Origin of the sequence: Flavobacterium sp. (assembly GCF_044341265.1) — a bacterium.
GTDB lineage: Bacteria > Bacteroidota > Bacteroidia > Flavobacteriales > Flavobacteriaceae > Flavobacterium.
In genome coordinates, this window is sequence record NZ_JBIISA010000002.1 from 1 (window position 1) to 21,881 (window position 21,881).

26 protein-coding genes are annotated in these 21,881 nt (G+C 30.8%); 8 read left to right on the forward strand and 18 right to left on the reverse strand.

Translation table 11 applies throughout. The annotated features are described in order from the left end of the window. Positions 1-147: 147 nt before the first annotated feature. Together ACIQ06_RS01110 and ACIQ06_RS01115 are read right to left on the reverse strand one after the other, a co-directional pair. Positions 148-651, reverse strand: coding sequence for a hypothetical protein (locus ACIQ06_RS01110; protein WP_396143159.1), 504 nt, complete (start codon positions 649-651; stop codon positions 148-150). 178 nt (positions 652-829) lie between these two features. Beyond that, a complete protein-coding gene (locus tag ACIQ06_RS01115) occupies positions 830-1,645 on the reverse strand; it encodes a hypothetical protein (protein ID WP_396143161.1) in 816 nt (271 codons plus the stop codon). Positions 1,646-1,799: 154 nt separating this feature from the next. Here ACIQ06_RS01115 and aroC point away from each other — a divergent pair, with 154 nt between their 5' ends. The 3 genes from aroC (at position 1,800) to ACIQ06_RS01130 (ending at position 5,247) form a co-directional block, all read left to right on the forward strand. Next, complete coding sequence (gene aroC, locus ACIQ06_RS01120) at positions 1,800-2,867, forward strand: chorismate synthase (RefSeq protein ID WP_396143163.1); 1,068 nt, start codon at positions 1,800-1,802, stop codon at positions 2,865-2,867. Then, complete coding sequence (locus ACIQ06_RS01125; protein ID WP_396143166.1) at positions 2,867-4,123, forward strand: dicarboxylate/amino acid:cation symporter; 1,257 nt, start codon at positions 2,867-2,869, stop codon at positions 4,121-4,123. The genes aroC and ACIQ06_RS01125 overlap by 1 nt, the downstream gene beginning before the upstream one ends. A gap of 65 nt (positions 4,124-4,188) precedes the next feature. Then, complete coding sequence (locus ACIQ06_RS01130; RefSeq protein WP_396143168.1) at positions 4,189-5,247, forward strand: T9SS type A sorting domain-containing protein; 1,059 nt, start codon at positions 4,189-4,191, stop codon at positions 5,245-5,247. A gap of 40 nt (positions 5,248-5,287) precedes the next feature. On the opposite strand, the gene ACIQ06_RS01135 is transcribed toward ACIQ06_RS01130, so the two are convergent. The 3 genes from ACIQ06_RS01135 to ACIQ06_RS01145 all read right to left on the reverse strand — a co-directional run bounded on the left by ACIQ06_RS01135 (position 5,288) and on the right by ACIQ06_RS01145 (position 8,077). Beyond that, positions 5,288-5,425: a hypothetical protein gene (locus tag ACIQ06_RS01135; protein ID WP_298304004.1), complete on the reverse strand. Its 138-nt coding sequence runs from the start codon at positions 5,423-5,425 to the stop codon at positions 5,288-5,290. 67 nt (positions 5,426-5,492) lie between these two features. Continuing rightward, positions 5,493-5,906, reverse strand: a complete 414-nt coding sequence (locus ACIQ06_RS01140; protein ID WP_396143171.1) for a thiol-disulfide oxidoreductase DCC family protein — start codon at positions 5,904-5,906, stop codon at positions 5,493-5,495. 2 nt (positions 5,907-5,908) lie between these two features. Next, positions 5,909-8,077, reverse strand: coding sequence for a DNA mismatch repair protein MutS (locus ACIQ06_RS01145; RefSeq protein WP_396143173.1), 2,169 nt, complete (start codon positions 8,075-8,077; stop codon positions 5,909-5,911). An 83-nt stretch (positions 8,078-8,160) separates the two neighbouring features. On the opposite strand from ACIQ06_RS01145, the gene ung reads away from it, so the two are divergent. Further along, the gene (gene ung / locus ACIQ06_RS01150; RefSeq protein WP_396143176.1) at positions 8,161-8,826 is read left to right on the forward strand and encodes a uracil-DNA glycosylase; all 666 of its coding nucleotides are present in this window, start codon (positions 8,161-8,163) and stop codon (positions 8,824-8,826) included. 33 nt (positions 8,827-8,859) lie between these two features. Here ung and ACIQ06_RS01155 read toward each other — a convergent pair whose 3' ends face one another. The 12 genes from ACIQ06_RS01155 to ACIQ06_RS01210 form a co-directional block, all read right to left on the reverse strand. Then, positions 8,860-9,447 carry a hypothetical protein gene (locus tag ACIQ06_RS01155; protein WP_396143178.1) on the reverse strand — a complete coding sequence of 196 codons (588 nt, stop codon included), beginning with the start codon at positions 9,445-9,447 and terminating at the stop codon, positions 8,860-8,862. A gap of 12 nt (positions 9,448-9,459) precedes the next feature. Continuing rightward, a complete protein-coding gene (locus ACIQ06_RS01160) occupies positions 9,460-10,029 on the reverse strand; it encodes a DUF3575 domain-containing protein (RefSeq protein WP_396143181.1) in 570 nt (189 codons plus the stop codon). 55 nt (positions 10,030-10,084) lie between these two features. Further along, positions 10,085-11,017: a transglutaminase gene (locus tag ACIQ06_RS01165; RefSeq protein WP_396143183.1), complete on the reverse strand. Its 933-nt coding sequence runs from the start codon at positions 11,015-11,017 to the stop codon at positions 10,085-10,087. Between the two features lie 19 nt (positions 11,018-11,036). After that, positions 11,037-11,888 carry a substrate-binding domain-containing protein gene (locus tag ACIQ06_RS01170; protein ID WP_396143185.1) on the reverse strand — a complete coding sequence of 284 codons (852 nt, stop codon included), beginning with the start codon at positions 11,886-11,888 and terminating at the stop codon, positions 11,037-11,039. 115 nt (positions 11,889-12,003) lie between these two features. Further along, positions 12,004-12,537 carry a GNAT family N-acetyltransferase gene (locus ACIQ06_RS01175; protein ID WP_396143187.1) on the reverse strand — a complete coding sequence of 178 codons (534 nt, stop codon included), beginning with the start codon at positions 12,535-12,537 and terminating at the stop codon, positions 12,004-12,006. Then, entirely contained in the window at positions 12,528-12,980 is a 453-nt protein-coding gene (locus ACIQ06_RS01180; RefSeq protein WP_396143189.1) for a DinB family protein, read from the reverse strand. The genes ACIQ06_RS01175 and ACIQ06_RS01180 overlap by 10 nt, the downstream gene beginning before the upstream one ends. A 16-nt stretch (positions 12,981-12,996) precedes the next feature. After that, a complete protein-coding gene (locus ACIQ06_RS01185; RefSeq protein ID WP_396143191.1) occupies positions 12,997-13,374 on the reverse strand; it encodes a VOC family protein in 378 nt (125 codons plus the stop codon). A gap of 30 nt (positions 13,375-13,404) precedes the next feature. After that, positions 13,405-13,593, reverse strand: coding sequence for a DUF6980 family protein (locus ACIQ06_RS01190; RefSeq protein WP_396143193.1), 189 nt, complete (start codon positions 13,591-13,593; stop codon positions 13,405-13,407). A gap of 65 nt (positions 13,594-13,658) precedes the next feature. After that, positions 13,659-14,525: a nucleoside phosphorylase gene (locus tag ACIQ06_RS01195; protein WP_396143195.1), complete on the reverse strand. Its 867-nt coding sequence runs from the start codon at positions 14,523-14,525 to the stop codon at positions 13,659-13,661. 61 nt (positions 14,526-14,586) lie between these two features. After that, positions 14,587-14,919, reverse strand: a complete 333-nt coding sequence (locus ACIQ06_RS01200) for a translation initiation factor (RefSeq protein ID WP_298304029.1) — start codon at positions 14,917-14,919, stop codon at positions 14,587-14,589. Between the two features lie 47 nt (positions 14,920-14,966). After that, positions 14,967-15,365: a GxxExxY protein gene (locus tag ACIQ06_RS01205; protein ID WP_396143197.1), complete on the reverse strand. Its 399-nt coding sequence runs from the start codon at positions 15,363-15,365 to the stop codon at positions 14,967-14,969. A gap of 174 nt (positions 15,366-15,539) precedes the next feature. Continuing rightward, positions 15,540-16,493, reverse strand: a complete 954-nt coding sequence (locus ACIQ06_RS01210; protein ID WP_396143199.1) for an isopenicillin N synthase family dioxygenase — start codon at positions 16,491-16,493, stop codon at positions 15,540-15,542. A 321-nt stretch (positions 16,494-16,814) separates the two neighbouring features. On the opposite strand from ACIQ06_RS01210, the gene ACIQ06_RS01215 reads away from it, so the two are divergent. After that, entirely contained in the window at positions 16,815-18,791 is a 1,977-nt protein-coding gene (locus ACIQ06_RS01215) for a thiamine pyrophosphate-dependent enzyme (protein ID WP_396143201.1), read from the forward strand. 5 nt (positions 18,792-18,796) lie between these two features. Next, positions 18,797-19,021: a hypothetical protein gene (locus tag ACIQ06_RS01220; RefSeq protein WP_396143203.1), complete on the forward strand. Its 225-nt coding sequence runs from the start codon at positions 18,797-18,799 to the stop codon at positions 19,019-19,021. Here ACIQ06_RS01220 and ACIQ06_RS01225 read toward each other — a convergent pair whose 3' ends face one another. Next, positions 19,022-19,441: an SRPBCC family protein gene (locus tag ACIQ06_RS01225; RefSeq protein ID WP_396143205.1), complete on the reverse strand. Its 420-nt coding sequence runs from the start codon at positions 19,439-19,441 to the stop codon at positions 19,022-19,024. Positions 19,442-19,577: 136 nt separating this feature from the next. On the opposite strand from ACIQ06_RS01225, the gene ACIQ06_RS01230 reads away from it, so the two are divergent. Beyond that, a complete protein-coding gene (locus ACIQ06_RS01230) occupies positions 19,578-20,813 on the forward strand; it encodes an HD domain-containing protein (RefSeq protein ID WP_396143208.1) in 1,236 nt (411 codons plus the stop codon). 31 nt (positions 20,814-20,844) lie between these two features. Continuing rightward, on the forward strand, positions 20,845-21,864 hold the full coding sequence (gene lpxD, locus ACIQ06_RS01235) for a UDP-3-O-(3-hydroxymyristoyl)glucosamine N-acyltransferase (RefSeq protein ID WP_396143211.1): 1,020 nt from the start codon (positions 20,845-20,847) through the stop codon (positions 21,862-21,864). Positions 21,865-21,881 lie beyond the last annotated feature (17 nt).

The window sequence follows — 21,881 nt, forward strand, 5'->3', positions numbered from 1 at the left end:
TACAATAAAAAACAGTTGCAAAAAGTAAAACGCTTATAACGGATGTATAAAATCCTACTATAAGCGTTTTTTTATTCTCTAAAAAACGGTGCTAATCAAAATAAACGATGTTTTTCAGTGCCCTCTTGAAAAATCGGGATTTTTTTATTAGAATTTGTATCTAATTCCTAAAGCTAAATCTGGACCAAAATTATCTTCACGATAATTATCAGAGTTAAAATAAAGTTCAGGTCTAATGTCTAAAGATAATTGAATAGGCACTTCTTTAAAGTTATATTCAATACCTAAATCACCAGCAACAAAAACAAAGGTTCCATTGTCTTTGAATTGAGTTCCATTAGCTCTATAATCATAGCTCCAACTTCCTAAACCTCCACCAACACCAGCGTACCAGTTAAAGCCACCATCAATATTCCAAACCCATTGATAAATTCCTGTTAGTTTAAATGCGTCTACATTATTACTGTTTCTAAAACCCAAATCAAGTTCTAAACGATTGTTTTTAGACAAACCTCTTTGATAGGATATTTCACCACCAAACCCATCGTTGTCTCCAAGTCGCAAACCTAATGCGTTTTTTGAAATGTCTTGTGCTTGTGCAGTAAATGCTAATCCAATTAACATCATCGCTGATAGAATTACTTTCTTCATAAAATTGTTATTTAAAGTTTATATTATAACAACCTTATATTGTCAATTATTGTGCCGCTAGTTGTTAAAATATATTAAAAGCAAGTTTATACCAGTTAAGTCATTGGTAGTATGATAAAAAAAAGTGACAAATTTAGAATACCAAATTTGTCACTTAGAATAATATTAAAAAAATATCTTAGTTTATAAGAAACGATTTTATACTCTCTGTTTGAGTTTGATTGAAAGTCGAAGGAATTGGTAAAGTTACATTTGGAATACTATTAAGTTGATAATTCAAAACAGTACTAGTATAAATCATTCCAACATTCTTACTATAATATTGATCAGATACGATTACATCTTGTGCGTTCATTATTGTTATAGGAAATGAAATGCCAGAAATAGTTTGAACGGTAGTGATTTTTAAGTTTAAAATAATTTTTGTCTTTTTGATATCTGAATAATCATCTCCATTTGGGAAAACGTAAGTAGCTTGACCACCATTATATACAGATTTCAAAGTATAATCAATTGTTAGAGGAAACGATTGAACTGTTTGATTAATTGTACCTGAAGCAGTACTTAAAACTTGACCAACAATAGCATTTTCTTTAAAGAAAATAAAATCTGTAACTCCAAGATTAATAGGAGTTGTTAAGCCAAAATCAAAACTAAAATTCCCAGTCATAAGTAATTTGCTACCGTCAATTTTTATTCCATTATTTCTCAAAGTCGAACTGAAAAAACCTGTAGGAATTGTTAAGGATTTAATTTTTTTATAAGTTACTGAATTTATTAATGTATCACCAGAAACATATATTGAATCTCTTGTTAATGGGTTAGTAGAACTACTTAAATCACTATCAACATCATACGTCCAATAATTATTGTTTTTTAAAGGCATAAATCCAGTTGGTACTTCATTTCCATCATCAGTATTATTGTCATTATCGCTTGAGCAAGAAGTTAAAAAAATCAGTAACAATGATGGAATTAAAAATTTAGTTTTCATATACAATTAATTTGTTTTTTGCTAAATTAATAAAAATTATTTTAACACTTATCAAATGTAAAAATCATTTTACAAATAGAATTCTTATTTAAAATTAAACTGTAAACTTTTAAACTTTAAACAATTCAACTATATTTGTTCAAAACTATTAAAAATGGCTGGAAATAGCTACGGAACACTTTTTAGGATTACGACTTTTGGAGAATCTCATGGAGATGCACTCGGAGGAATAATTGATGGATGTCCTGCAGGAATTGAGTTGGATATTGAAGCTATTCAAAAAGAAATGCAACGACGTAAACCAGGACAATCTACTATCGTTACACAACGTAAAGAAGAAGATGAAGTTCAATTATTATCTGGTTTATTTGAAGGAAAAACAACTGGAACTCCAATTGGTTTTATCATTCCAAATACCAATCAAAAATCGGATGATTATTCGCACATAAAAGATTCTTATCGACCAAGTCATGCCGATTATGTTTACGAAAAAAAATATGGAATTCGTGATTATCGTGGTGGTGGAAGAAGTTCAGCGAGAGAAACTGCAAGTAGAGTAGTTGCTGGAGCTATTGCTAAACAAGTTTTAAAAGATATTAAAATCAATGCTTTTGTTTCATCGGTTGGTGAAATTTTTATTGATAAACCTTATCAGGATTTAGATTTTTCTTTAACTGAAACCAATGCTGTTCGTTGTCCAGACCTAGCTTCAGCCGAAAAAATGGAAGCTTACATAAAAGATATAAAAAAACAAGGTGATACAGTTGGCGGAACTATAACTTGTGTTATTCAAAATGTTCCTATCGGTTTAGGTGAACCAGTATTTGATAAGCTTCACGCTGAATTAGGAAAAGCTATGCTATCCATAAATGCTGTAAAAGGATTTGAATTTGGAAGCGGTTTTTGCGGAGCCAAAATGAAAGGTAGCGAACATAACGATTTGTATAACGAAGACGGAACTACAAAATCAAATCTTTCTGGTGGAATTCAAGGCGGAATTTCTAATGGAATGGATATCTATTTCAGAGTTGCTTTTAAACCAGTGGCAACTTTAATTCAAAAGCAAGAAGTGTTGACTAATCAAAATGAAATAATTGAGCAACAAGGTAAAGGTCGTCATGACCCTTGTGTTGTGCCAAGAGCGGTTCCAATTGTGGAAGCAATGGCTGCTATCGTATTGGCCGATTTTTATTTAATAAACAAAATTTATCAAACAAAATAATGACATCACAAATAGAACAAAAAAAATCATTTTTTAGTAATCTAACAGTTCAAATTTTAATAGCAATGGTTCTTGGAGCTATTCTCGGAATATATATTCATAACAATTTTGACACTGAATTTGCAAAGAATTTTAGTGATAAAATTAAAATGTTAGCAACCATTTTCATTAGATTAGTTCAAATGATTATTGCGCCGTTAGTAATTACAACTTTGGTTGTTGGAATTGCCAAGTTGGGTGATATAAAATCGGTTGGTAGAATAGGAGGTAAAGCCATGGGATGGTTTTTTACTGCTTCTTTTATTTCGTTATTGATAGGTTTGTTTTGGGTAAATATTCTTCAACCTGGAGTTGGTTTGAATTTGACCGATGTTGATGTTTCTACTGCTGCTGAAGTTACTGATAAAACTAAAAGTTTTTCTGCGCAAAATTTTGTAGAACATATTATTCCCAAAAGTATTTTTGAAGCACTAGCAACCAATGAAATATTACAGATTGTAATTTTTTCAATTTTTTTCGGATTAGCTGCTGCATCTATTGGTGATCACGCAAAACCTGTTGTGAAAGTTTTAGATGTTATTTCACACATCATTTTGAAAATGGTAAATTATGTAATGAAATTTGCTCCAATTGGAGTATTTGGCGCCATTGCAGGAGTTTTTGCCATTAGAGATTTGCAAGAATTGTTGTTGACTTATGCCAAATTTTTCGGTTCATTTTTAGTTGGAATTTCTTCTCTTTGGATAGTTCTTCTACTTGTAGGATACTTATTTTTAAAAGGACATATGACAACTTTACTTAAAAGAATTCTTAGTCCATTAATAATTGCCTTTGGAACCACAAGCAGTGAAGCCGTTTTTCCAAAATTGACAGAGGAATTGGAACGATTTGGAGTAAAAGATAAAATAGTTTCATTCATGTTGCCTTTAGGTTATTCATTTAATCTTGATGGTAGTATGATGTATATGACTTTTGCTAGTATTTTCATTGCACAAGCTTATGGTGTCCCATTAGATTTAGGGACACAAATGACAATGCTTTTGGTTTTAATGCTAACTAGTAAAGGAATTGCTGGTGTTCCAAGAGCAAGTTTAGTGGTAGTTGCTGCTACTTGTGGAATGTTTGATATACCAATAGAAGGTATTGCTTTAATTCTTCCGATTGACCATTTCTGTGATATGTTTAGAAGTGCAACTAATGTTTTAGGTAATGCTTTAGCAACTTCAGTTGTAGGAAAATGGGAAAAAGAAAGTTAAAAAGTTAAAAATTTAAAAATTAATAACTAAATTTGAGATCGAAAAAAAAACTTTAAATTATTTTTATGAAAAAAACTTTACTTTACTTATTTATGGGAGCGTCGTTTGCTACTACTGCGCAAACATTAGTTACTGAAAATTTTAACTCTTTGGTAGCTGGAGATGTTTCTACTGAAATTACAGGTACAACTGCTGGTCAAGGCAGTTATTTTCTGTTTGCAACCAATGGAACTGCTCCAACAACTAGTACAAATGCTGGTGTTACAAATGCTCAAATTGTAGCTGGCGGAAATGCTAGTTTAGGTCTTCAAATTACTGGTCCAAACGGAGACAAAGGATCACGTTTTATGTGGAAAGATGGTTTTCCTGCATTATGGACAGCCCGAACAACTGGAAATGACATCATCGAATTAGAAGTTGATATCAATCCTGGTGCTGGAACAACATTAAGCAGAAATAATATTGGTGTATACATTTATAATGCTGCTGGAGATAGAGTTCTTGCTGGAGTAGTTGTGAAAGCTGCTACAAGAGAATTATTTTTAGTTGCTTATTCTACACCAGCTGGAAATCCTGTTGGAAGTTATACTTACAGTTTAGCCGCTGCACCAGGAATACAATTACCTGCCGATGTATTTAGTAGAGTTGGTATTTCTTATAATAAAACAACAGGTCAAGTAATCATTAAAGCTCCAGGATTAGCTCCTGCTGGTGCAGGAGTTGCAGGTAGTTCTGCTGGATCTGATCCTGCAGAAATTGACTTTGTTGGTTTTTCTGGAAATACTACAGCTATTCCAAATACTGCAGCTGGATCTGTAATTATGGATAATCTGTTAGTAAAAGCATCAAATACTGATACCTTATTAAATACTGAAACTTTCACTACAGATTCTTTGGTTACTATAAATTTATATCCTAATCCAGTTAATGATGTATTGAATATAAATAGTACATATGCTTTAAACAATATTAGTATATCTGACATTAATGGAAGAGTAGTCAGAAATACATCTTTAAACGGAACAGAAGCTCAAATTAATATAGCTGACTTAGCTTCAGGAGTTTATTTATTGAAAGTTGTTACTTCAGAAGGTACGGTTACTAAAAAAGTAATAAAAGAATAATTACTATTCTTTACTAAATAAAAAAAGACTAAGCATTTGCTTAGTCTTTTTTCTTTTTATCACTTCCCATCATAAGGAAAACGGCTCCAACTAATCCAATTATAACTAAAGCAAAGACTCCAATCATAATGAAAGTTCCATTATCATGAGAATAAAGAGGTAACAATAAGTTGTTCATGATTTCAATTGTTTAGGATACACAAAAGTATTTTAAATAAACTTATTGAAATATGACAAATATCATACTAGAGAAATTTAGATTTTAACTCAGGAGATGGCATCATGCAGCTATCTTTTTTTCCATACCATTTGTATCTATTTTTGGCAACAAAATCATATCCGAAGTTTTTTAAAAAATTTGGAAGTATAGATAGATAACTAGTTAAACTGATTAATCCTCCTAAATCTTTTGCAATATTAAAAGCGGCATCAGCTTTAACATAATAAGCCTTTCCTGGAATATAAAGAATAATACTATCCGTTTGTGAAGTATCAACCTTAATGTAATCAATAATTTTTTGTCCAAGTTCAGATTGAATAGCGACAAATCTAAAAGTGTCTTTAACATCCTTTTTTATTACATACTGAACTGTGGCATCACACAAATTGCATATACCATCAAAAAGAATGATTTTTTTATCTTTTGGTAATTCTTCCATAATTATTTAGGTCTTTCAACAAATTCTAAAGCATCCAAACTGACTTTTGAAGTAAATACTCCATAATTTACAGTTGCTTTGTTTTTTTCAATACCATCAAGTGTTCCAACTGCTTTGCCATCAAACATTCTAACTCGGTCACCAATTTTAAGTACAACTTTTGGTTTTTCTGGAACTTCTTTTAATTTTAATTTTTTCTCTTTCTTTTCTTGTCGAATCTCCTCAACTTTAACTTTAACCTCTTCTGCAACCTTTTTTTGAATAACTTCTTTTTCCTTTAACTCTTTAGCTGTTGCTTTTTTTCGTTTGGAATTTTCAATTTCTACTACTTTTAAAAATTCACCAATAAGTGTTTTTTTATCTTTATTGTTAAAATAATTTGAAGAAATTTCATCAATCTTTTGTCCCATATAAATCAATCGCTGATTGGCATCATACAATTCTTGGTAGCGTTCTAATTTATCTTTTATCTTAGCATTAATAGATTCCATTTTTTTGCTTTCTTCACGAGCTTTAGATTCTTCTTCTTTCAAATTTAAAGAAGTTTTTTCCATTTTAGAACGCTCTTTTTGCAAAGTTGCAATAGTTTTGTCAAATCGTACTTTCCCACCTTCAATTTTCTTTTTGGCTCTGTTTATTAATCCAAATGGAATTCCATTTTTCTGTGCTACTTCAAAAGTAAAAGAACTTCCGGCTTGTCCTAAATGTAATTTATACATTGGTTCTAGTGTCCTTTCATCAAATAGCATATTAGCATTTGTGGCATTTGGTAATTCATTTGCTAATATTTTTAAATTAGTATAATGCGTTGTAATAATACCAAAAGCTTCTCTGTGATAAAACTCTTCCAAGAAAACTTCTGCCAAAGCGCCACCCAAATCAGGATCGGAACCAGTACCAAATTCGTCAATTAAAAATAACGTTTTAGAATTACATTTTTTCAAAAAGTAGTTCATGTTTTTTAAACGGTAACTGTAGGTACTTAAATGATTTTCAATAGATTGATTATCTCCAATATCGGTCAAAATTCTATCAAAAAGAAAGGTTTCGCTACGTTCATGAACTGGAATTAATATACCACTTTGTAGCATTAATTGAAGTAATCCTACCGTTTTAAGTGAAATTGTTTTTCCTCCTGCATTTGGTCCAGAAATAACTATAATGGTACTTTCAGGATTCAATTCAATTGTTTGTGGATGTGTTATCTCATTTTTTAATTTGTTATTCAAATAAAGAATAGGATGCAAAGCATCTCTAAAATACAAACGTTTTTTATCCGAAATATTTGGTAGAATTCCATTGATTTTATTGGCATACTTAGCTTTTGCAGCAATAACATCAACATCACTCAAAAACTCTTGATAACTAACAATTAATTCATGAAACGGACGAATATCATTGGTAAGTTGTTTCAAAATTCGTGTAACTTCTTCTTTCTCTTCATATTCTAAGTTGTTCAACTCTCTTGAATATTTTAAGGTAGCTTCTGGCTCAATGTAGGCAATACTTCCTGTTTTAGAACTTCCTAAAATAGAACCTTTCACTTTTCTTCTATACATTGCTAAAACAGCTAAAACTCTTCTGTTTTCGACAAAACTTTCTTTGATGTCATCCAAATATCCCAAAGAATTATATTGGCTCATTGCCATGCCAAAACTTTGATTGACTTTTCCACGAACAACATTCATGTCACGACGAATATTCAATAAATCAGGCGAAGCATTATCTCTTACTTCTCCGTGTTTATCAATAACTTCATCAATGTATTTTACAATTTCTTTAGTAACTTGTATTTGACTAGCTTTCTCATTCAGTTTAGGATAATACTCTTGAAATTTCTTGAAAAATAAAATCAAAGTATTTGCGGTTTCTGAAACCGTTGCTATTTTTCTAAATCCAGAAACTTCTAATTGACTTCCATCAATGGCTAAAAACTTCAACTCGTTATTTATAGAATCAAAACCATGATTTGGAATAGCATTATTATTTGAGTAGGAGGAAACGTACTCAGAGGTTTGCAACAAATTATCCATTAAAAGATTTTTCTCTTTAAATGGAGTAATTTCAAGGGCTTTTATTTTGCCTAATTCGGTATTACATCGCTCTGATATAGTATTTAATATAGTGTCAAATTCTAAATCTTGAAGCGTTTTATTGGTGATAGAAATCATTCTAATATTTTGTGAATTCAAAGTTACGAATGTTGACAAGCATATTGCAATAGATTTTTATATTTTTGGTAAAAAATTAAGATATGTTGATTGAAATTAATCCGTCATGGAAGGAAAAATTGAAAGAGGAGTTCGATAAGAGCTATTTTGTCAATTTAGTTGAATTTGTTAAAAGTGAATATGCAAATCACACATGTTTTCCTAATGATAATCTAATATTTTCAGCTTTCGATTATTGTCCATTTGATAATGTAAAAGTTGTAATAATAGGACAAGATCCATATCACGGATTTGGTCAAGCTAACGGTTTATGTTTTTCTGTAAACGATGGCGTAACTTTTCCTCCATCACTAATTAATATTTTTAAAGAAATTGAACAAGATTTGAAATTACCAATTCCAATTTCAGGAAATCTTGAAAGATGGGCTAGGCAAGGAGTACTTTTGCTAAACGCTACCTTAACAGTCAGAGAAAGTGAAGCAGGTAGCCATCAAAAAAAAGGTTGGGAAGAGTTTACTGATGCCGTAATTAAAAAGATTTCTGATGAAAAAGAGCAAGTTGTTTTTCTTTTATGGGGCGGATTTGCAAAAAAGAAAGGAGCAAAAATTGATAGAAATAAACATTTTGTTTTAGAAACAGGACATCCATCTCCGTTGAGTGCAAATAGAGGTTTCTGGTTTGGAAATAAACATTTTAGTGCAACAAATTCATTTTTAAAAAGTAAAAACTTTAAAGAAATTGAATGGTAAAAAAAATCCATCACTTAGGATGGATTTACTATTTTAATTTACTGTAAAGTTATAATAACCTTCGGAATCTAAATTACTTACATTAGAAAAAATGGTGAGTGATATACTTTCAGAACTACTGTTGGAACGTATTTCAACTTGACTTGTTGAAGAACTATTGTAGCCAAAACTTATTCTGTATTGTCCAGAAGAAGGTAATTTTATTCCACATAAAAATTCATATCGATCATTTGCAATATTAAATTCTGCTGTGGCATTATAAAAACCACCTGTTACAAATTTACCCAAATCTAAATCTATATTTGGAGTGCTTGCATCAACTAATATCCAATCATTACCCACTTTTTTTTCTAATAAATAGCTAAATGCAAATGAAGGAGCATTGTTTGTAGTTTTTCTAATATCCAATAAATTTGTTTGATTAGGTTCAGCTAAAAGGCGATTGATATAGGAATTTACATAAAGATAATCGCCAACATTATAATTAGTTTGCGTTTGAATTGAAACTAAATTTGGTATAGAAATATATTCTGTATTATAAAAATCATCATCATTTGTATCACAAGAATTAAATGTTGTGACAAATAAAATTAGTAGTGTTATTATTTTTAATCTCTTCATATCTTATTTTTTTTAAAATCTATAACCTAAATTAATTCCAACTCGTGATATTACATCTGGACTTTGTTCTCTTTTTGTCAAGTTAGAACCGAAACCAACCAAGAACTCTAGAGCCCAAGATTCTTTAAAGTACATTTTGTATCCTAAACTACCTCCAAGTCCAAAATCGGTATATTTTGATTTTTTTATGGTGTAAAACCCATTTCCATTTGAATCTGTATCTCTTATAATTTCTTTAAAATCGCCACCATTAGCAGAAGCAAAAATTTCAGCAAAATAATAACGTGATTTACTTTTTGACAAAGCATATCTCACATATGGATTGATTTCATACTTGGGTAAGTTATTTCTAAAACCATCATTAAAATCATCTTCTATTTTTTGACTATTAGAAAAATTAGTATTTACTCCAACTGAAAAATCCTTTCCAAGAAAACGTTCATAACTAAAACTTAGCTTTCCGTAAGCTATAGCTGATAGCACATCGACACGAAATTCATTTTTTTTATTGTCAAAAGGACTACTTTCTTGTGCAGAAACAAACAAAGTTCCTAACAAGAATAAACCTATTATTTTTTTCATATAATTCTGATTTTAAATAGCTAATATACTATTTTATTTGATGTGGTTTGAAAAATTAATTTAAAGTAAGTGCACTCAAAATTTCTTCATTCATGAATGGTCCACCAGGATATTTAGCTGTATAATCTAAATTCAGCCAAATATTACCACGCTCATCAATATGGTAATGCAATGATTTTCCTTTACTTTCTTCAGGAAAAAGCACTTTTTTCACCAAATAATTGATGGTTTCTAAATCGACTTTATTTCCAATTAATATTTCAGGATAAATATGTCCGTCAGTGTGAATAAGTCTTGGTATTCCACCAATAGAACGAATACAAGCCGCCATTAAAATAGAGTGATCATCACAATCGCCAGACAAATACTTTACAGACTCACTAGCACTTGCAATATATTCTCTACCTTTTGGGTCGCTTACGTAATTCCAATTTCGATTAATTTCTTTAAAGACAGAAAAACACTGAATGATTGTAAAATAATCATTGTAACCTTTTATATCTTTAAAATGTTTGTTTACTGCCATTAAAGAAAAATTTCTTACTTTAGGATTAGTATAATCTATAGCGTTTGTAACTTTTGATTTATTTGGAAAAGGAAGTAATCGATCTATAATTATATCCTGAGGATAAGGATTATAGCTCATAGTATAAAGCATTGATTGGTAATCTTCATAAACTTTTTGAAAACCATAACTTCCAAATAAAGTTCCATAGATTAATGCGATTAAATAAAGAAAAATGCTTATCAATGTAATTCTCCTCATGGCTCTTAATACAAGTTGTATTAAAACTAATAGGATTATAAAAAAAAGTATTCTATCGATGTGTAAAGACCATTCAAATTCAATAATATTTTGATGTAAAATAATAAAAATTGGAATGGTTATAAGTACATTCAAAACAAAAATAATTACCATATCCCACGGTTTTTTTACCGTAAGTTTGTCTTTTAAGTACAAATAATAAAGTTTTGTTTTTTCTATCATTTTAAGAATTTGCAAAAAGCTAGATGGCTTTTACAAGTTCAGCAAAAGTACCTTTTTTCTCTATAATTTTGAGGTCAAATAATTGATTTTGAATTTTGTTTAACATTTTTTCAGATAATGGCTTTTGTGACCATTCTGTTAAACGCAACCATTCTTGAATATCATCTATTTTTTGATGGTATTTTGTGGCCAATGTTCTATCAATACTCGGAATTTCTTTGAACTCTTGAGTTGTAATGTTAATGATTTCAAGAATTTGAGCAATAGCATTAGGATGTTTTTTCAAAATTTCTTCACGAACCGCAATTACAAAACATGGCCATGGAGTAGGGCAATCGTCAATTCTTCTGAAAATTCCTTTATCTACAAGGGGTTTGGTCATAAAACGTTCCCACATGAAATAATCGGATTCGCCTTTGGTTAAGCTTTGAACAGCGCCATCAATGGTATTTACAATTTCAAATTGCAGGTTTTCGGTATTCCAACCTTGATTATTGGCATTTACATAAGCCATTAATTGTGAACCAGAACCTAATCTAGAAATAGCCACTTTTTTATTTTCTAAATCAGAAAGCGTTTTAAAATTGGAGTTAGCAGCCACATGAATTCCCCAAATTAAAGGACTTTCAACGTAAACTTGCACTATTTTAGAAGGATTTCCTGCATTGATATCTTTTACAATTCCTTCTGATAAAATTACAGCAATATCAGTTTCACCATCGCGCAGCATTTGACACATTTTACCCGTACCTTCAGGAACATCAGTCCATTGTAAATCGATTCCAACGGCTTCAAATTCGCCATTTTCAATACACAAATGCCAAGGAAGATTGAAATGTTCAGGAACGCCTGCTATTTTTATAGATTTCATTTTTATGTTTAAGAGTTTAGAAGTTTAAACGTTTAAAAGGTATTGTGTTAATTTATGCCACAGATTTTCACAGATTAAACGGATTTTGTTCTGAGTTATTTCAACTGAAAACTGCTTACTGCGACTGCCTACTAATTTTCCACCATTTCCAAATAACTCCATCATTATTAGGATAATCTTCCATGAAATTGAAACCTACTTTCTGCAAAACATGATTTGAAGCTCCATTTTCTGCATGTGTGTAAGCATTCATTTCTTTAATATTCATTTGATTGAAACCATAATCAAGCCAAGCAAGTGATGCTTCGGTTGCATAACCTTTGTTCCAAAATTTTTCATTCAAGCGATAACCATAGTCAAAGAAATTTGTATTACCATTTTCAACATGGTCATTTACAAATTTGATTCCTGTCCAACCAATTAGTTCATTAGTTTCTTTTAAAATAGTAGAAAATCGACCAATTCCTCTATCTAGATATTGTTTTTGAACCATTTCAATATAATCGTAAACTTCTTGAATATTAATACAAGGCTTTTGCCATAAATAATTATGGACTTCTGGATTTTTATCCATTTCAAATAATGCTTCAGCATCTGATTTTTCAAATGGTCGAAGTAGTAGTCTTTCAGTTTCTAATATTAAATGCATTCTGGGTTAATTTGATTTAAATGATGATATAAATGGTCGAAGTAATCTTCTATTAAGAATTGTAAATCAGACAGCTCACCATTTGGAAGAATTAATTTATAATTTAATTTTTCATTGGTTTGATTTTTTGCAATATGCAAAATATGAAGATTTAAATTCATCCATAAATCAAATAATTCTTGATTGTTTTTATTTTGATAATCATTAGATTTTACTAAATCATCAGGATTATAAGTTCTTATTTTATAAGGTTTCTCAAATGTTTGAATTTCTGTAAATCGCTGAATATTATTAATCGCCGAATCAATTAAATGACCTAAGATTTCCTTTTTAGACCATTTTGTTTCTGAAGGTTTTATCTCAAAATCTGCAATTTTTATAAAAATATTTGAAGCCGCAAACTCTTTCAAAACGAATTCAAATTTTGTTATTTTTTCTTTCATTTTATAGTTTTGAGTTTTATTCTATCTTCAAATGAGAAATTACTACGCGATATCCATCAGGATCTAAAATCATCTTACCATTTTCATTCCAATAGGGATTTTTTGAATCAATAAATTTGATTGAGTGTGATTCAATTCTATTGTGAATCAGTTCAAATTCTAATTTAGTGTTTGGATAAAAAACTAAAATATCTTCCTCACCAAAATTAAATGTAACAATCTCGTCCGATTTGGTAAATTCTAAATGCCAATTTTCATTTAGTTTACCAATAAAAACGCCATCATAACCTCCGTGATTTTCAAAACCACCAAGTAATTCCAATCCTAAAATATCAATATAAAAGGATTTGAGTTGTTCTAAATTGTTGGTATGTCTTGCAAATCTGAAAGTCATAAATCTTAATTATTAATTTAAAATATTAAATTATACCTTGGATTTCTTTTTTATTTTTTTTCCACACCAAGGACAAAATTTTATTTTAATAAATGAAGTTCCTCCATCATGAATTATTATTCCAAATTCTTTATTTTTTTTAGAGGAATATATGATTTTGTCTGGACAATCGAAATCATCTTTATGAATATCACATTTAAATTCTAAATGATATTTCATTGTGTCACAACATATTTCATTTTCCATTTTAAAACTTTAAAAATCTTAACTCATCAATTGTTAATCTACTCCGCTAATTTATCCAAAGCATATTCAATCAAGGCATCAACCGCTTTGTATGGATCTTCACTGAAAGTTCCAGTTGCACGATTGGCAATGATTGCATTTAATGATAAACATTGATGTCCCAGCAATTTTCCTAAACCATAAATGGCTCCGGTTTCCATTTCAAGATTGGTCATTTTGATGCCTTCAAATTCAAATTTGTCCATTTTACTGTTCAATTCTGGATCTTGAATATCTAATCTCAAAACTCTTCCTTGTGGACCATAAAATCCGCCTGCAGTTCCTGTAAATCCTTTATAGATTTTGTCGCTTTCCAAACGTTTTTCAAGAATTTCACTTCCTTTAATTACATATGGACGACCTTTTTTCATATCCCAATTGGTTTGAGCAATAAAAGCGTCTTCCATAGCAGTTTCTGAAATTTCATCAATTAAATAGGAGCGAAGCATGTTATCTAATCCCAATCCGTATTGACTCATAACAAAACTATCGCAAGGAATATCAGCTTGTAATGAACCTGAAGTTCCAATTCGAACAATATTCAACGAAGTCAATTCTTCTTTGATTTCACGAGTTTTTAAATCGATGTTAACCAAAGCATCCAATTCGTTCATAACAATGTCAATATTATCAGGACCAATGCCTGATGACATTACGGTAATTCGTTTTCCTTTGTAAATTCCGGTTTGTGTTTTGAATTCACGTTTTTGTTGCGAAAACTCAATGCTTGAGAAATGTTTGGTAATTTTCTCCACTCTATTTTGATCACCAACGAAGATGATGTCTTTTGCAATATGTTCCGGTTTTAGGTTCAAGTGGTAAACACTTCCGTCCGGATTCAATATTAATTCTGATGATGCAATCATTTTTTTATTGTTTATGAGTTTAAAAGTTACTGCTTACTGCGACTGATAACTGTCAACTGAACTAACCTCCAACTCGTTTTGTTTTAAATCCTTTGTCTTGTAATAACTTCATTATTTTATCACGATAATCGCCTTGAATAATGATTTCGCCGTCTTTGAATGTTCCGCCAACAGCAAGTTTATTTTTTAATTCTTTTGCCAATAATTTGAAATCTTCATCTTCACCTTCATAACCAGAAATAATGGTTGTGGGTTTTCCTTTGCGTTTTTCAAATTTACAAATCATTGGTTCTTTTTGGACGAATAATTCGTGTTCTTTTTCCTCAACAATTTCTGGTTCGTTAGAAACTTCGTGGTCTGGAAATAGTTTTTTTAGTTGTTCTTGTAAATCCATATTTTTTAGCACGCGGATAAAACGGATTCGCTTATGCGAAACGCGAATTAAAACTGATTTTTTCTATACTTTCTTTTATTCTCGTAAATTCTTCTTCTGAATTCAGGTTTCTTACCAAAATTTAATAATAATCCAACTTCACAATCTGTCCCTTTTAAATAATTTAATAGCTGATTTTCAAATTCTTCAACAATATATTCAACTGCTTTCAATTCTAAAACAACTTTGTCCTCAACAATTAAATCTGCAAAATATTCTCCAACTTCGTTTCCTCTATAGAAGACTTTTATTTTCTTTTGAGGAATAACATTTAATCCTTTATTTCTTAATTCAATTAGTAGAGAATTTTGATAAACTTTTTCAAGGAAACCGTATCCAAGTTCGTTATAAACTTCATAAAAAGTTTTCAAAATTACATCTGTTAAATCTTTGTGTAATAATTCCATTTGGCATATATTTTAATAATTAAGTTTCAAAAATCTGTTTTAATCTGCGTTTTACGAAGTAAATCCGTTTCATCCGCGTTCCATCGTGGCGTATATTTTTTTAAATTTTTAAACAAAAAACCAAACCCCAAAACTAATTGGAATTTGGAATTTTACTATTGGAATTTCTTCCCTTTATTTCTTAATCAATCCTAAATCAACCAATCTTTCATATAAATAGTCACCTGCAGTGATGTCTTCATATAATTTTGGATTGTTTTCGTCGATGCATTCTGGTAAGCAATTTAATTTCATATCACTTACAGGATGCATGAAGAAAGGAATAGAATATCTTGAAGTATTCCATAATTCTCTTGGTGGATTTACAACTTGGTGAATCGTTGATTTCAATTTGTTGTTAGTATGTCTTGATAACATATCACCAACATTAATCATCAATTCGTCTGGTTGCGCCATAGCATCAATCCATTGACCATCGTGATTTTGAACTTGTAATCCTTTTCCTTGCGCACCCATTAAAAGTGTAATCAAGTTGATGTCACCATGAGCAGCAGCACGAACAGCACCATCTTTAGGTTCGTCAGTGATTGGTGGATAGTGAATTGGACGTAAAATACTGTTTCCGTCTTTGATGTAATTGTCAAAATAGAATTCGTCTAATCCAATGTGAATAGCTAAAGCGCGCAATACATAAACACCTGTTTTTTCAAGCATTTGATAAGCTTCTTTACCAGTTGCATTGAAGTTAGCTAATTCATTTACAGTTACATTTTCTGGATATTCATTAGCATATTTTGAACCTTCCGAAACGTATTGTCCGAAGTGCCAAAATTCTTTTAAATCACCTGCCGAACGACCTTTAGCATGTTCTTTTCCAAAAGAAATATAGCCACGTTGTCCGCCAATGCCCGGAATTTCGTATTTTTCTTTTACTTCAAGAGGAAGATTAAAGAAATTACGCACTTCAGCATAAAGATTTTCCACTAATTGGTCATCAAGAAAGTGACCTTTTAACGCTACGAAACCAATTTCTTCGTAAGCTTTTCCGATTTCATTTACAAATTTTTGTTTACGTGCCGGATCATCCGACAGGAAATCACGTAAGTCAACACTAGGAATTTGTTGCATTTACTAAAACTTTTTTGTTAATAACTAAAATTGGATTTATACCAATCATAGCTACAAATGTATGAAAATTTTATTTTGATTGTGTGTAAGTTATTAACAAATATTTATTGAGTTTAGTAACACAGATTCAGGTAATCAAAGAATTTTTAAAATATTTCTAATTTCTTCAATCTGTGTTCCAAAAAACCACCTTGACTTTCTGTCATTCTTGTAAAGGAAGAGAATTGTCAAAAAACAATCAAAATTCCAAACAATTCCGCAAAAAGGTTAGCATAAAAGAATCCTTTTTTTATATTTTTGCAATCGTAAATAAACAATCACATGAACTTTGATAGAAAAGAATTGTCCAATATTCAATTGTTGGATTTATATAAAAAACTACTAAAACCTAGATTAATAGAAGAGAAGATGCTTATTCTTCTTCGTCAAGGTAAAGTTTCTAAATGGTTTTCAGGAATTGGTCAAGAGGCTATTTCTGTTGGAATTACGGCTGCTTTAGACCATGACGAATACATTTTGCCAATGCATCGAAATTTGGGAGTTTTTACAGGTAGAGATATTCCGTTGCACCGTTTGTTTTCGCAATGGCAAGGTAAGAAAACTGGTTTTACCAAAGGTCGTGACAGAAGTTTTCACTTTGGAACACAAGAATTCAAAATTATTGGAATGATTTCGCATCTTGGTCCACAAATGGGTGTTGCTGATGGAATTGCTTTGGCTAATAAATTAAAACAAAATGGTAAAGTAACCGCAGTATTTACTGGTGAAGGAGCAACTTCTGAAGGTGATTTTCACGAAGCATTAAACATTGCTGCTGTTTGGGAATTGCCGGTTTTGTTTGTTATTGAAAATAATGGTTACGGACTTTCAACGCCAACTAACGAGCAATATCGTTGTGAAAACCTTGCTGATAAAGGCATTGGTTATGGAATGGAAAGCCACATTATTGATGGAAATAACATCTTAGAAGTTTATACTAAAATTGCTGAATTGAAAGCATCTTTAGCGGTAAATCCGCGACCAGTTTTATTGGAATTTAAAACGTTTAGAATGCGTGGTCACGAAGAGGCGAGTGGTACTAAGTATGTTCCGCAAGAATTGATGGACATGTGGGCAATTAAAGATCCAATTTCAAATTATAAAGAGTATTTGGTTAATGTTGGAGTTTTATATGAAGAATTAGACGCCGAATTTAAAGCAACTATAAAAGCTGAAATTGATGAACATTGGGCAATCACTCAAGCTGAACCTGAAGTTGTAGCTGATTTGAGTGAAGAGTTAAATGATATGTTTCAACCATATCAATTTGAAGAAGTTAATCCTTCAAACGAAATAGAAAATATTAGAGTAATTGATGCTATTTCAAATGCTTTAAGACAATCTATGGAACGTCATGATAATTTGGTTATTATGGGACAAGATATTGCGGAATATGGTGGTGCATTCAAAATTACTGAAGGTTTTGTAGAACAATTTGGAAAAGGAAGAGTTAGAAATACACCTATTTGTGAGAGTGCTGTAGTTTCTGCTGCAAATGGTTTGTCAATCAATGGACATAAAGCTATTGTTGAAATGCAATTTGCTGATTTTGTTTCTTCCGGATTTAATCCAATTGTGAATTTATTAGCCAAACAACATTATCGTTGGAATGAAAAATCGGATGTTGTGGTTAGAATGCCTTGCGGTGGTGGAACTCAAGCTGGGCCATTTCATTCTCAAACTAACGAAGCTTGGTTTACCAAAACACCAGGTTTGAAAGTGGTTTATCCAGCATTTCCATTCGATTTTAAAGGTTTATTGAATACAGCAATTAATGACCCGAATCCAGTTGTGTTTTTTGAGCACAAACAATTGTATCGTTCTGTTTATCAAGATGTTCCTAAAGATTATTATACGTTACCTTTTGGAAAAGCTTCTGTGCTTAAAGAAGGTAATGATGTAACTATTATTTCTTTTGGAGCAGGAGTTCATTGGGCTTTAGAAACTTTGTCTAAAAATCCTGAAATCAAAGCGGATTTAATTGATTTGAGAACATTACAACCTTTAGATACTGAAACTATTTTTGCTTCGGTTAAGAAAACAGGAAAATGTATTATTTTACAAGAAGATACTTTATTTGGTGGTATTTCAAGTGATATTTCTTCTATGATTATGGAACATTGTTTTGAATATTTAGATGCGCCTGTGAAACGTGTTGGAAGTATTGAAAGTGCTATTCCATTTGTAAAAGCATTGGAAGATCAATATTTGCCGAAGGTGAGATTTGAAGAAGGATTATTGGAATTATTGAAATATTAATCAACATGAAACCTTTAACGGAAAAATTGTTGTTGGAAGACGCTACTGTTCACAAAGTTCAATTTGACAAGGAATGGTTTTACAATTTGGACGATATGAAATTTTATTTAAACGAAGACTTATCGGCAGTGGAGTACATCCATTTGCCGATGTTAGTTTTTGGTGAAGAAGAAATTGTAAAGTGCTGTACTCTAGAAGATATTTTACGCGGTAGAAAGGAAAAAGAATAGTTAGTTGTTTTCTACCAACTTTTTGAAATTATTAAGAATAGCTTGCCATCCAAACTGTTGTAATTCTACTGGATTTTGAGTTTCTGCTTCAAAAGTCTCTACAACTTCTACAGTGTCACCAATTGAAATAAAATCTATACTTACTTCTCTTTCGTCGTCTAAAACATATTTAATAGATTTGTTTTCAATTACTTCAGTGTAAGTTCCTTCAAAATCAAAACTAAAACTTCCATCTTTAGCAGCCATAGTATACAAAAAGCGTCCGCCAACTTTTAAATCATTACTAGCTTTTGGGCAGTGCCAATCGTCTGAAGCATGATTCCATAACATGATTTGTTCTGGTGTTGTCCAGTAATTCCAGACTTTATCTAAGCTACTTTTGAAAGTACATTCTACGGTTATTTTTGTTTTATTTTCCATTTATCGAAACTAAAAATTAACTATTGTTTAAGCAAATTTAGAAAAATTACTATCAAGAAAGGTTTTCTCATTAAAAAAATAGTTTTTTTGTTTTTAACAATTAGCTTATATTTGTTTAAAATAAATCAGCTCGTTTGTGAATCCTACCAATAAACTCAAGATATTCAATGATCCAATCTACGGATTTATAACCATACCAAATACCTTAATTTACGATTTAATTCAACATCCCTATTTTCAACGTTTGCGACGTATTTCTCAAATGGGAATGTCGTATTTGGTTTATCCAGGAGCACATCATACTAGATTTCATCATGCTTTGGGATGTATGCACATAATGCAAAAAGCTATTCAAACACTTCAATTTAAAGATGTTACAATTTCAAAGGATGAAGAAAATGCATTGTTAATTGCAATTTTACTTCATGATATTGGACATGGGCCTTTTTCGCATGCTATGGAAAATAGTATTGTAGAAGATGTACATCATGAAGAAATTTCATTGCTTTTTATGAATGAATTGAATGAAGAATTTGATGGTAAATTGTCATTAGCAATTAAAATATTCAAAGGTGAATATCATAGGAAATTCATGTATCAATTGATATCAAGTCAGTTGGATATGGACAGAATGGATTATTTGCGTAGAGATAGTTTCTACAGCGGTGTTGCTGAAGGAAATATCAATAGCGAACGTTTAATTCAGATGATGAATGTTCAAGATGATTTTTTAGTGATTGAAGAGAAAGGAATTTATTCGGTAGAAAAATTTTTAGTAGCTAGACGATTAATGTATTGGCAAGCTTATTTGCATAAAACAAGTGTTGTAGCCGAAATTATTTTAATGAAAATCTTAAAAAGAGCTAAAGAGTTAACTCAAAAAGGAATTCATTTGGAATGTAGTAAACCACTTTTGTTTTTTATGGAAAATAAAATTTCATTAGAAACATTTGATAAAGAAACGATTAAGACTTTTGCTTTGTTAGATGATCATGATGTAATGGGAGCAATAAAAGCATGGCAATTCAATGATGATTTTGTTTTGAGTTCATTGTGTAAGATGATTATCAATAGAGATTTGTTAAAAATTCAAATGTCTGATGAAAAACCTGAAAAAGAGAATTTGTTGGTTTTAAAGCAAAAATTCATGAAATTAAATCCAATTTCAGAAAAAGAAGCAGATTACTTTATTTTCAAAGGAAAACTTAAAAATCAGGCTTATAGTAAATCAAGTGAGCCTATTCGAATTCTGAAAAAAGACAGAACAATAGAAGATGTTGTAGAAGCTTCAGATCAATTGCATTTGAAAGCATTGTCAAAACCAGTGACCAAATATTTTATATGTTTTCCAAAAGTGTTACTAGATACATAGTATTTCATTAAAATTTAATATTTTTGCAGCAATGAAATTTACAGCTGAACAAATTGCAGGTATTCTAGAAGGTGAAGTAATAGGTAATCCTAATGCTGAAGTTTTCAAATTGTCCAAAATAGAGGAGGGAACTATTGGTTCGCTGACATTTTTGTCCAATCCAAAATATCAAAATTTTATCTATTCCACAGAAGCATCTGTTACAATTGTAAATAAAACTTTTGAACCAGAGCAAGCTATTTCAACGACTTTGATTAAAGTTGAAGACGCTTATCAAGCCTTTTCTAAATTGTTGGAATATTACAATCAGGTAAAGTTAATGAAGTCTGGTATTGAACAACCTTCAGTGATTTCTGAAAATGTTACATATGGTACCGATTTGTATTTAGGAAGCTTTTGTTATGTTGGGAAGAATGTCAAAATTGGAAACAATGTAAAGATTTATCCAAATACCTTTATTGGCGATAATGTAGTTATTGGTGATAATTGTGTGTTTTTTGCTGGGGTTAGAGTTTATTCAGAAACAGAAATTGGAAATAATTGTGTAATTCATTCAGGAACTATTGTTGGTTCTGATGGATTTGGTTTTGCACCACATGAAGATGGAACTTACAGTAAGATTCCGCAAATAGGAAATGTAATCCTTGAAGATGATGTAGAAGTTGGTTCGTGTACCACAATTGATAGAGCAACAATGGGCTCGACAATAATAAGAAAAGGAGTGAAGTTGGACAATCAAATCCAAATAGCTCATAATGTTGAAATAGGAGAGAATACTGTAATTGCCTCTCAAACAGGTATCGCTGGTTCTACTAAAATTGGTAAAAATTGTATGATTGGCGGACAAGTTGGTATTGTTGGACACATTACAATTGGTAATAATGTTAGAATACAAGCTCAATCTGGAATTGGAAAAAGTATTGGAGATGGAGAAGTAGTGCAAGGAACACCAGCATTTAATTATGGTGATTTTAGCAAGTCGTATGTGCATTTTAGAAATTTACCTAAAATTGTTTCCGATATAGACGATTTAAAAAAGAAAATTAAATAACAAACATAAACTAGATT

Coding starts and splice junctions, on each gene's coding strand:
- ACIQ06_RS01110 (WP_396143159.1), bottom strand. CDS start 651: ATGAAGAAAGTAATTCTATCAGCGATGATGTTAATTGGATTAGCATTT.
- ACIQ06_RS01115 (WP_396143161.1), bottom strand. CDS start 1,645: ATGAAAACTAAATTTTTAATTCCATCATTGTTACTGATTTTTTTAACT.
- aroC (WP_396143163.1), top strand. CDS start 1,800: ATGGCTGGAAATAGCTACGGAACACTTTTTAGGATTACGACTTTTGGA.
- ACIQ06_RS01125 (WP_396143166.1), top strand. CDS start 2,867: ATGACATCACAAATAGAACAAAAAAAATCATTTTTTAGTAATCTAACA.
- ACIQ06_RS01130 (WP_396143168.1), top strand. CDS start 4,189: ATGAAAAAAACTTTACTTTACTTATTTATGGGAGCGTCGTTTGCTACT.
- ACIQ06_RS01135 (WP_298304004.1), bottom strand. CDS start 5,425: ATGAACAACTTATTGTTACCTCTTTATTCTCATGATAATGGAACTTTC.
- ACIQ06_RS01140 (WP_396143171.1), bottom strand. CDS start 5,906: ATGGAAGAATTACCAAAAGATAAAAAAATCATTCTTTTTGATGGTATA.
- ACIQ06_RS01145 (WP_396143173.1), bottom strand. CDS start 8,077: ATGATTTCTATCACCAATAAAACGCTTCAAGATTTAGAATTTGACACT.
- ung (WP_396143176.1), top strand. CDS start 8,161: ATGTTGATTGAAATTAATCCGTCATGGAAGGAAAAATTGAAAGAGGAG.
- ACIQ06_RS01155 (WP_396143178.1), bottom strand. CDS start 9,447: ATGAAGAGATTAAAAATAATAACACTACTAATTTTATTTGTCACAACA.
- ACIQ06_RS01160 (WP_396143181.1), bottom strand. CDS start 10,029: ATGAAAAAAATAATAGGTTTATTCTTGTTAGGAACTTTGTTTGTTTCT.
- ACIQ06_RS01165 (WP_396143183.1), bottom strand. CDS start 11,017: ATGATAGAAAAAACAAAACTTTATTATTTGTACTTAAAAGACAAACTT.
- ACIQ06_RS01170 (WP_396143185.1), bottom strand. CDS start 11,888: ATGAAATCTATAAAAATAGCAGGCGTTCCTGAACATTTCAATCTTCCT.
- ACIQ06_RS01175 (WP_396143187.1), bottom strand. CDS start 12,537: ATGCATTTAATATTAGAAACTGAAAGACTACTACTTCGACCATTTGAA.
- ACIQ06_RS01180 (WP_396143189.1), bottom strand. CDS start 12,980: ATGAAAGAAAAAATAACAAAATTTGAATTCGTTTTGAAAGAGTTTGCG.
- ACIQ06_RS01185 (WP_396143191.1), bottom strand. CDS start 13,374: ATGACTTTCAGATTTGCAAGACATACCAACAATTTAGAACAACTCAAA.
- ACIQ06_RS01190 (WP_396143193.1), bottom strand. CDS start 13,593: ATGAAATATCATTTAGAATTTAAATGTGATATTCATAAAGATGATTTC.
- ACIQ06_RS01195 (WP_396143195.1), bottom strand. CDS start 14,525: ATGATTGCATCATCAGAATTAATATTGAATCCGGACGGAAGTGTTTAC.
- ACIQ06_RS01200 (WP_298304029.1), bottom strand. CDS start 14,919: ATGGATTTACAAGAACAACTAAAAAAACTATTTCCAGACCACGAAGTT.
- ACIQ06_RS01205 (WP_396143197.1), bottom strand. CDS start 15,365: ATGGAATTATTACACAAAGATTTAACAGATGTAATTTTGAAAACTTTT.
- ACIQ06_RS01210 (WP_396143199.1), bottom strand. CDS start 16,493: ATGCAACAAATTCCTAGTGTTGACTTACGTGATTTCCTGTCGGATGAT.
- ACIQ06_RS01215 (WP_396143201.1), top strand. CDS start 16,815: ATGAACTTTGATAGAAAAGAATTGTCCAATATTCAATTGTTGGATTTA.
- ACIQ06_RS01220 (WP_396143203.1), top strand. CDS start 18,797: ATGAAACCTTTAACGGAAAAATTGTTGTTGGAAGACGCTACTGTTCAC.
- ACIQ06_RS01225 (WP_396143205.1), bottom strand. CDS start 19,441: ATGGAAAATAAAACAAAAATAACCGTAGAATGTACTTTCAAAAGTAGC.
- lpxD (WP_396143211.1), top strand. CDS start 20,845: ATGAAATTTACAGCTGAACAAATTGCAGGTATTCTAGAAGGTGAAGTA.